Below are 8118 nucleotides of genomic sequence, written 5' to 3'. Positions count from 1 at the left end.
GTGCTGGCCGCACTCACCTCATACGCCGACGAACCCGCCAAGGACGGCAAAGACAGCAAGGATGGCTGGAAGGCCCGTGCCGGCGTAGGCGTGATCGTCAAGCCCGAGTACGACGGTGCCAAGGACTACCGCACCCTGGTCACCCCCATGGGTGAGCTGAGCTGGCGTCGTGGCTGGTTTGAGATCGGTACTTCGGGCATCAGCGCCTGGGCGATCGACACCCCCGACTGGCAGCTGGGGCTCAAGGTGGGCTACGACGGTGGCCGCGAGGAAAAGAAGGGCAACGGCCCCTTTGCCAGCGGCAGCGACAAGCTGCGCGGCATGGGCAAGCTGGAAGGCACGGTCGAGGCCGGCGTGTTTGCCGAATGGTCGGGCCTGGGCGCGCCGATCTCCTTCGAGGTGATGCGCGCGCCGCACAACAAGGGCCATGGCGGCACCCATGGCAAGCTGGGGCTGAGCCTGCCCATGCACCAGGACAAGGAGCTGCAGATCGCCGCACAGCTGAGCCTGGGCTGGGGCGACCAGCGCTACAACCAGGCCTACTACGGCGTGACCGAAGCGCAGGCCAGCCGGACCGGGCGGCCGGTCTATACCCCAAAGTCGGGACTCAACCACTTCGATGCCGGCCTGTCTGGGACCTGGATGCTGGACCAGCATTGGGCCGCGACCGGTATGGTGGGCTACAGCCGGCTCCTGGGCGATGCCGCCAAGAGCCCTTTGACCGAGCGCAAGAGCGGGCCGGTGGGCATGCTCGGCATCGGCTACAACTTCTGAGGCAGGCCTTGTTCACGCCCTTGGGACTGGCACGGGACCAGCGCAGGGTGGCGCCCGCCACCCTGCGCTGGCAGGCACTGCGGCCGGAGCGCGGTCCCGGCAGCCTGGCCGGGGTCTGGTCCCTGGAGGGCTGGGCCAGCCGCGAGGCGACCGGGCTGGGCGTGATCCGCCAGGCGGACCGCTGGCTGGCCTGTCTGCATGGCCCGGTGCGCGCCATGCGGCCGGTGCTGATGCTGGTGGGGGAGGGGGGGCGCTGGCTGCTGAGCCCTAGCCCGGACGGGCACTACCAGATTCCGCTGGCAGCAGGGCGAAGCCAGCCGGCTTGCTATCTGGGTCTGCCAGCATCAACGGGCCTACGGCAGCTGTAGCAGGGAGCCGCACATAGAAGCCGGCACCGCGGCCAGCGAGGCCCACCCCCACCTTGACCTCGCCGCCGTGCAGCTCGACCACCCGCCGTACGATGGCGAGACCGAGGCCGGTACCGCCGACCAGACTGTCGGGCAGGCGGTAGAAGCGGTCGAATACCTGCTCGCGCTCCGTGGGCGGAATGCCGGGACCGTCGTCGCAGACCGCCAGCAGCACGGCGTCGCCGTCCTGCCGCAGTTGCACCTCGATCCGCCCCCGCTCGGGGATATAGCGGATGGCATTGTCGAGCAGGTTGTCCAGCAGCGAGGCCAGCGCGGTACGCTCGCCGCGCCAGGCCAGGTGGTCGGGGGCATCGAGGCTGAGCTGCTGGTCTTTTTCCAGCGCCCTGTCGGCCTGCAACGCCAGCCGCTCGCGGGCAAACACGGCCAGGTCCAAGGGCTCGGCGCAGCCCCCGTCCTGGCGGTTCTCCAGCCGGGCGATCTCGAGTAGCTGGCTGACCAGGCCACCGGCGCGCTGTATGCCCTGCTCCAGGCGAGCGCGCGCCTGGCGTCGGTCGGCCACGCTGTCGCTCTCGGCCAGCACATGTAATTGCGCCGCCAGCACGGCGAGCGGGGTGCGCAGCTCGTGGGCTGCATCGGAATAGAAAGCCCGGTCGGCCTCCATGCGCTGGCGCAGCCGGCCCAGCCAGTCGTTGAAGCTGGCGGCCAGAGGACGCAACTCGGCGTAGTCGCCCTCCACCGTCACCGGGCTCAGATCCTGCGGGCTACGCCGCGCCACCTGCTGGGCAAAGCGGCGCAGCGGTCGCAGGCTGGAGCGCAGGCCCAGCCAGGCGGTCACCAGCAGGAAGAGCATGATCAAGAGTGCGGCAATGGCGTTGTGCAACCAGATCTCCTGCCACACCAACCGCCAGAAGAAGCTGTCGCGTATGCCCACGGCGGCATAGAGTCGCTTGTCGCTGCTCCAGCGCGATACCCACTGCCAATCGCCGCGCTGCAAGCGCTCGTCCTGCGGGAAGGTGTCTGGCGGCAGATTGCCACCGGCGTTTTCCGAGCGGGCCAAGAGGCGGCCATCGGCCGACCAGACCTGGTAGGCGAACTCGTCCGGCTGGATATAGCCGTCGCTCATGTCCTCGTTGATACGCTGCAGGCGGCGGGCCACCTCGCCGATCTGGAAGGCGTCGACCTGGCCGACCGAGCTGAACTCGGCCAGGGCCGAGGCCAGCACCACGGTGCTCTTCTCGAAGTCCTCGCCGCGCTGGAAGGCCATGAAGGAGACGCCGGCCAGGAGCAGCAGCCAGATAACCAGAAAAAGCAGGGCCTGGAACAGAAAGACCCGGCGCAGGATGGAGGGGCGGAACAGGGCGCGCATGGCTCAGCCCTGCAGGCGGTAGCCGACGCCGCGCACGGTGACGATCAGCTCGGCGCCGAGCTTTTTGCGCAGATTGTGGATATGCACTTCCAGTGCGTTGAGCGAACCATCGTCGCTATCGCCATAGAGCCGGCGGTGCAGACGGTCCTTGGAGACCAGCTGCTTGGGCATGCCGGCCAGGGCCATGAGCAGGCGGAATTCGGTCAGCGACAGCTCCACCGGCTGCTCGTCGCGCCAGACCTGGTGCCGCACGGTATCGATGCGCAGCCCGCCCAGGCGCCATTCGTCCGAGGCATAGCCGCCTACGCGGCGCCGCACCGCGCGCAGGCGGGCGATCATTTCCTCTACGTCAAAGGGTTTGCTGAGGAAGTCATCGGCGCCGCTCTCGAGCGCTCGCAGGCGGTCGTCCAGGCGGTCGCGGGCGGTGATGACGATCACCGGCACGGTGTTGCCGGCGTCGCGCAACTGGCGCAAGAGATCCATGCCCTCGCCATCCGGCAGGGTCAGGTCCAGCAGGATCGCGTCGCAGTTGCCGCAGTGCGCCAAGCCGTCGGCGCAGCGGCGTACCCAGACGGCGTCCATCAAAGCCTGCTCCAGCGCGCGCTGCAGCGCCGCGCCAAGTTGCAGGTCATCCTCCACCAGCAAGATACGCATGGCAGTCATCCTTGTTGTCTTGTATCAGCCCCTGGGGCTTCTTTATAGGCGCTACCCGGATAGGCAGCGCCCACGCTAGACCAACAAGGCGGCCAACCGTTCCGTGACCCTAGTCTGGTTTGCTGCCGCTACACCAGGATGACGTCGAACTGCTCCTGGAAGTAGGCGCTCTCGACCTGCAGCGAGATGGGCTTGCCGATAAAGTCGGCCAGCATGGCGAGGTTGGCACTCTCTTCGTCGAGGAACATATCGATCACGGTCTGCGAACCCAGGATGCGGTACTCGCGGGCGTTGAACTGGCGAGCCTCGCGCAGGATCTCGCGCAGGATCTCGTAGCAGACGGTCTGGGCGGTCTTGATCTCGCCGCGGCCCTGGCACACCGGGCAGGGTTCGCACAGCACGTGGGCCAGGCTCTCACGGGTACGCTTGCGGGTGATCTCGACAAGGCCCAGCGAGGTAAAGCCCGACACGGTGACCTTGGTACGGTCCTTGGCCAGCGCCTTGCCCAGCTCGTGCAGCACCTGTTCGCGGTGCTCGGCGTTATCCATGTCGATAAAGTCGACGATGATGATGCCGCCAAGGTTGCGCAGCCTGAGCTGGCGGGCGATGACCTGGGTGGCTTCGAGATTGGTCTTGAAGATGGTGTCGTCAAAGGAACGGGTGCCGACAAAGCCACCGGTGTTGACGTCGATGGTGGTCATCGCCTCGGTCTGGTCGATGATCAGATAGCCACCGAACTTGAGGTTGACCCGGCGGGCCAGCGCCCGCTCGATCTCGGCCTCGACGCCATGCATCTCGAAGAGCGGCCGCTCGCCCAGATAGTGCTCGACCTTGGGCGCGACATTGGTCACGAAGGCCTCGGCGAACTCGCTCATCTTCTGGAAGGTTTCACGTGAATCGACCACCACCTTGAGGGTCTCGTCGCGCACGATGTCGCGCAGCACCCGCATGGGCAGGTTGAGATCCTGGTAGAGCATGGATTCCGGCGGCAGGGTCTTGGCCTTCTGCTTGAGGTCGGCCCAGATCAGGTTGAGGTAGGCGACGTCGGCGCGCAGCTCGTCCTCGGAGGCATGCTCGGCCGAGGTACGGATGATATAGCCACCATGGTCATGGCCCTTGGGCAGCATCTGCAAAAGCCGCTCGCGCAGGTGTTCGCGGCCTTCGCCATGTTCGATGCGCTGGCTGACGCCGATATGGTGCTCCTGCGGCAGAAAGACCAGGAAGCGACCGGCAATGCTGATCTGGGTGGAGAGGCGGGCGCCCTTGGTACCGATGGGATCCTTGATGACCTGCACCATCACGCTCTGGCCCTCGAACATCAGCCGCTCGATGCGCTGCGGCTCGCTGGGATGCTGGCGCTGCTCGATCACGTCGGCAATATGCAGGAAGGCGGCCCGCTCCAGGCCAATCTCGATAAAGGCCGACTGCATGCCCGGCAGCACGCGCTTGACCACCCCCAGGTAGACGTTGCCGACGATGCCCCGCGAGGCGGTGCGTTCGACGTGGATCTCCTGCACCACGCCTTCTTCGGTCACGGCCACCCGCGTCTCCTGCGGGGTGACGTTGATGAGGATGTGCTCTTTCATCTGCGGACTTCCAAAATGTCGTACCGCAGCGCACGCGGCGGGCGCATGCGCTGAGGTGCGAGATCTCAGCGGGTCGGCATCAGACGCATCCCGAGCTTGAGCAGTTCCTCCCAGGGGTCGCCCGGGCCCACGCCTTTGACGGCACGATCGATCTCGGCCGCGTGGCCCAGGGCGGCCTTGAGCTGGCTGGCCTTGAGTCTATCCAGCGCAGCCGGATAGCGGCGTTGCTTGTCGCCCCAGACGCGGTTCTCGCGGTAGAGCTGTTGCAGGTTCTGGCCTTGCGAGCGGCCCAGGCCCACCCGCAGCAGCGCACGGACTTCATCGGCCATGGCCCACAGCACCAGATGGGGCGCTTCACCCTCGCCTTTAAGGCCGTCGAGCATACGCGCCAGGCGGCCAGCATCGCCAGCCAAGAGCGCATCCCCCAGGCCCCAGACATCATAGCGGGCGACATTGGCCACCGCCTCGGTCAATGCGGCGAGGTCCAATTCACCCGCCGGGTGCAACAGGGCCAGCTTGTCGATCTCCTGCTTGGCGGCGAGCAGGTTGCCCTCGACCCGCGCCACCAGGAATTCCATCGCATCCGGGCTCAAGCGCTGCTGCTGGCGGGCGAGCCGCTCGGCGATCCAGCTGGGCAACTCGTTGCGGCCCACGGCCGGGCAGGCCACCGCCACGCCCTGCGCTTCCAGCGCGCTGAACCATTTGCTCTGCAGCTGCAGCTTCTCGAGCTTGGGCAATTGCACCAGCAGCACGTTCTCGGCCGGCGCACCGGCGGCGTATTGCTGCAACGCCTCACCACCCTCGGTACCGGGCTTGCCGGTGGGGATGCGCAACTCGATCAGTTTCTGTTCGGCAAACAGCGAGATGGCCTGGCCGGCGGCGGCCAGTTCGGCCCACTTGAAGCCCGGCTCTACCGTCAGCACCTCGCGCTCGGCAAAGCCGGCCTGGCGGGCCGCGTCGCGGATCAGCTGGGCCGCCTCCAGCGCCAGCAGGGCTTCTTCGCCATGCACCACATAGATGGGCGCAAGGCGACCGCCGGCAAGCTGGGAGGGCAGGTCGGAGGGACGGATGGGCATTACTTGCCGGCCGGGGTGGAAGCGGCAGCCGGCACTTCGCTATACGGTGCCGGGGCGTTGGCCGGCTTGAGCGCCGCCAGCCGACGGATGATCTGCTGGGCGGCGTCGGAACGCATATCGCGGATCAGGATCTGCTCTTCGGCTTCCTTGCCCAGCACGTTGTTCTCGTCGAAGGAGTAGTCGCGCCGCAGGGTCATCTGCGTGGACGGGATCCAGTCGTGACCGCTCTGCGCCAGCTTGAACTTGGCGCGGTAGAGCAACTGGTATTCGGTAACCCGGCCGGACTTGTTCACCGTGAGGATCTGCTTGTCGATGACTTCGCTTTCCACCGTCAGCACCGCCTCGGCGTCTGCCGCCTTGGGCTTCAGGGTGAGGTCCTTGCGCAGGCTCAGCTGCCGGTTCAGCACATCACCCAGGCCACCGCCGGGGGCGACGACATTGAGCGAGGAGAAGGCGAACGGCGTGGTCTCGCCCAGGCCGCGCAGGTGAAAGCCGCAGGCGGTGAGCAGAAGCAGGGGCAGCAAGAGGGCGGTACGGCGCATGGCGGCTCCGGCTAGTCCGGCGCCCGAAGGCGCCGGCAGGGGTCGGTTGAGGACGATGGGGCTCAGACTACCAGATTGACGAGCCGGCCCGGCACCACGATGACCTTCTTCGGGGCCTGGCCTTCGAGGAACTTCTGCACATTGGCATTGGCCAGCGCAAAGGCCTCGATGGCGGCACGGTCGGCACCAGCCGGCACGTCGATCTCGCCGCGCAGTTTGCCGTTGACCTGCACCATCAGCTTGATCTCGTCCTGAGCCAGAGCTTCGGCCAGCGGCTCGGGCCAAGCGGTGTCGATGATCTCGCCACCAAAGCCCAATTCGCTCCACAGCACGTGGGCGATATGCGGGCTGACCGGATAGAGCGCGCGCAAGAGGATGCCGAAGCCTTCGCGCAGCACGGCCGGGGCGTCGCCCTTATAGCCTTCCAGCGCGTTCAGGAGCTTCATGGCGCCCGATACCACGGTGTTGTACTGCAGGCGCTCGTAGTCGGCATTGATCTGCTTGAGCGTGCTGTGGATCTCATGGCGCAGGGCCTTGGCGTCCTTGTCCAGCTCGCCCACGGCGCCGGCCGCGCGGATCATGTCGGCACGGCTATGGCCAAAGGCCCACAGCCGGCGCAGGTAGCGGTAAGCGCCTTCCACACCGCTGTCGGACCAGGCCGCGCTCTGCTCGGGGGGACCGGCGAACATGGTGAAGAGACGGGCCGTATCGGCGCCGAAACGGGCGATGATGTCCTTGGGCTCGACCACATTGTTCTTGGACTTGGACATCTTCTCGATGCCGCCCATGACCACGGCTTGGCCGTCGGCCTTGAGGGTGGCAGCGACCGGACGGCCCTTGTCGTCGTGCTGGACTTCGACTTCGTTGGGGTAGTACCAGGTCTTCTTACCGGCGGCGTCTTCGCGGTAGAAGGATTCGTTCAGCAGCATGCCCTGGGTGAACAGCGCCTTGAAGGGCTCGTCGATCTTGACGAGGCCCAGGTCGCGCATGGCCTTGGTCCAGAAGCGGGCGTAAAGCAGGTGCAGCACGGCGTGCTCGATACCGCCGATGTACTGGTCCATCGCCATCCAGTAGTCATTGCGCTCGTCGACCATGGTGGTCGCGTCCGGGCAGGTATAGCGCATGAAGTACCAGGACGAATCGACGAAGGTGTCCATGGTGTCGGTTTCGCGCTGGGCCGGCTTGCCGCACTTGGGGCAGGGTACGTTGAGGAAGTCCTCGCGCTTCTTGAGCGGGTTGCCCGAGCCATCCGGCACGCAGTCGGTGGGCAGCACCACCGGCAGGTCTTCGTAGGGGACCGGTACGTCGCCGCAGCATGCGCAGTGGATGATGGGGATGGGCGTGCCCCAGTAGCGCTGGCGCGAGATGCCCCAGTCGCGCAGGCGCCAGGTGGTCTTCTTCTCACCCAGGCCTTGGGCGGCCAAGTCGGCGGCTACGGCATCGACGGCGGCCTTGTAGGCGAGGCCATCGTATTTGCCGGAATTGATGGTGGTGCCACGCTGCTTGTCGCCGTACCACTCGGCCCAGGCGTCGGTCGTGAAGGTCTCGCCTTCGGCGGCGACTACCTGCTTGATGGCGATGCCGTACTTCTTGGCGAAGGCGAAATCGCGCTCGTCGTGGGCCGGTACGCCCATCACGGCGCCGTCGCCGTAGCTCATCAGCACATAGTTGCCGACCCAGACCTCGACCTGGCTACCGGTCAGCGGGTGGGTGACGTAGAGCCCGGTGGGCAGGCCCTTCTTGTCCTGGGTG

At 66.5% G+C, this 8118-nt stretch carries 8 protein-coding genes; 2 read left to right on the top strand and 6 right to left on the bottom strand.

Annotation, left to right across the window (positions count from 1 at the left end):
- Both VIM95_RS07020 and VIM95_RS07015 read left to right on the top strand, forming a co-directional pair.
- Positions 1 to 774, top strand: a 774-nt coding sequence (locus VIM95_RS07020) for a MipA/OmpV family protein (protein WP_331984317.1), incomplete at its 5' end; no start/stop codon positions are given.
- Between the two features lie 8 nt (positions 775 to 782).
- Positions 783 to 1142, top strand: a complete 360-nt coding sequence (locus VIM95_RS07015; RefSeq protein ID WP_331984316.1) for a hypothetical protein — start codon at positions 783 to 785, stop codon at positions 1140 to 1142.
- Here VIM95_RS07015 and VIM95_RS07010 read toward each other — a convergent pair.
- From VIM95_RS07010 to leuS, 6 genes are all read right to left on the bottom strand, one after another.
- Positions 1042 to 2508, bottom strand: coding sequence for a HAMP domain-containing sensor histidine kinase (locus VIM95_RS07010; protein ID WP_331984315.1), 1467 nt, complete (start codon positions 2506 to 2508; stop codon positions 1042 to 1044). The genes VIM95_RS07015 and VIM95_RS07010 overlap by 101 nt on opposite strands.
- A 3-nt stretch (positions 2509 to 2511) precedes the next feature.
- The gene (locus VIM95_RS07005) at positions 2512 to 3162 is read right to left on the bottom strand and encodes a response regulator transcription factor (RefSeq protein WP_331984314.1); all 651 of its coding nucleotides are present in this window, start codon (positions 3160 to 3162) and stop codon (positions 2512 to 2514) included.
- 128 nt (positions 3163 to 3290) lie between these two features.
- Entirely contained in the window at positions 3291 to 4748 is a 1458-nt protein-coding gene (gene rng / locus VIM95_RS07000; RefSeq protein WP_331984313.1) for a ribonuclease G, read from the bottom strand.
- Between the two features lie 65 nt (positions 4749 to 4813).
- Positions 4814 to 5824 carry a DNA polymerase III subunit delta gene (holA, locus tag VIM95_RS06995; protein ID WP_331984312.1) on the bottom strand — a complete coding sequence of 337 codons (1011 nt, stop codon included), beginning with the start codon at positions 5822 to 5824 and terminating at the stop codon, positions 4814 to 4816.
- On the bottom strand, positions 5824 to 6366 hold the full coding sequence (lptE, locus tag VIM95_RS06990) for an LPS assembly lipoprotein LptE (protein ID WP_331984311.1): 543 nt from the start codon (positions 6364 to 6366) through the stop codon (positions 5824 to 5826). Before lptE ends, holA begins: the two co-directional genes overlap by 1 nt.
- 62 nt (positions 6367 to 6428) lie before the next feature.
- Positions 6429 to 8118, bottom strand: a 1690-nt coding sequence (leuS, locus tag VIM95_RS06985) for a leucine--tRNA ligase (protein WP_331984310.1), incomplete at its 5' end; no start/stop codon positions are given.

Origin of the sequence: Chitinimonas sp. (genome assembly GCF_036568685.1) — a bacterium.
Classification (GTDB): domain Bacteria; phylum Pseudomonadota; class Gammaproteobacteria; order Burkholderiales; family Chitinimonadaceae; genus Chitinimonas.
Note: the sequence above shows the minus strand (reverse complement) of the source record. Positions and strands in the feature narration are given on the sequence as shown.

Excerpts from the sequence above, each read along its gene's own strand:
- rng (WP_331984313.1), bottom strand. The coding sequence starts at position 4,748 with ATGAAAGAGCACATCCTCATCAACGTCACCCCGCAGGAGACGCGGGTG.
- VIM95_RS07010 (WP_331984315.1), bottom strand. The coding sequence starts at position 2,508 with ATGCGCGCCCTGTTCCGCCCCTCCATCCTGCGCCGGGTCTTTCTGTTC.
- holA (WP_331984312.1), bottom strand. The coding sequence starts at position 5,824 with ATGCCCATCCGTCCCTCCGACCTGCCCTCCCAGCTTGCCGGCGGTCGC.
- VIM95_RS07005 (WP_331984314.1), bottom strand. The coding sequence starts at position 3,162 with ATGCGTATCTTGCTGGTGGAGGATGACCTGCAACTTGGCGCGGCGCTG.
- lptE (WP_331984311.1), bottom strand. The coding sequence starts at position 6,366 with ATGCGCCGTACCGCCCTCTTGCTGCCCCTGCTTCTGCTCACCGCCTGC.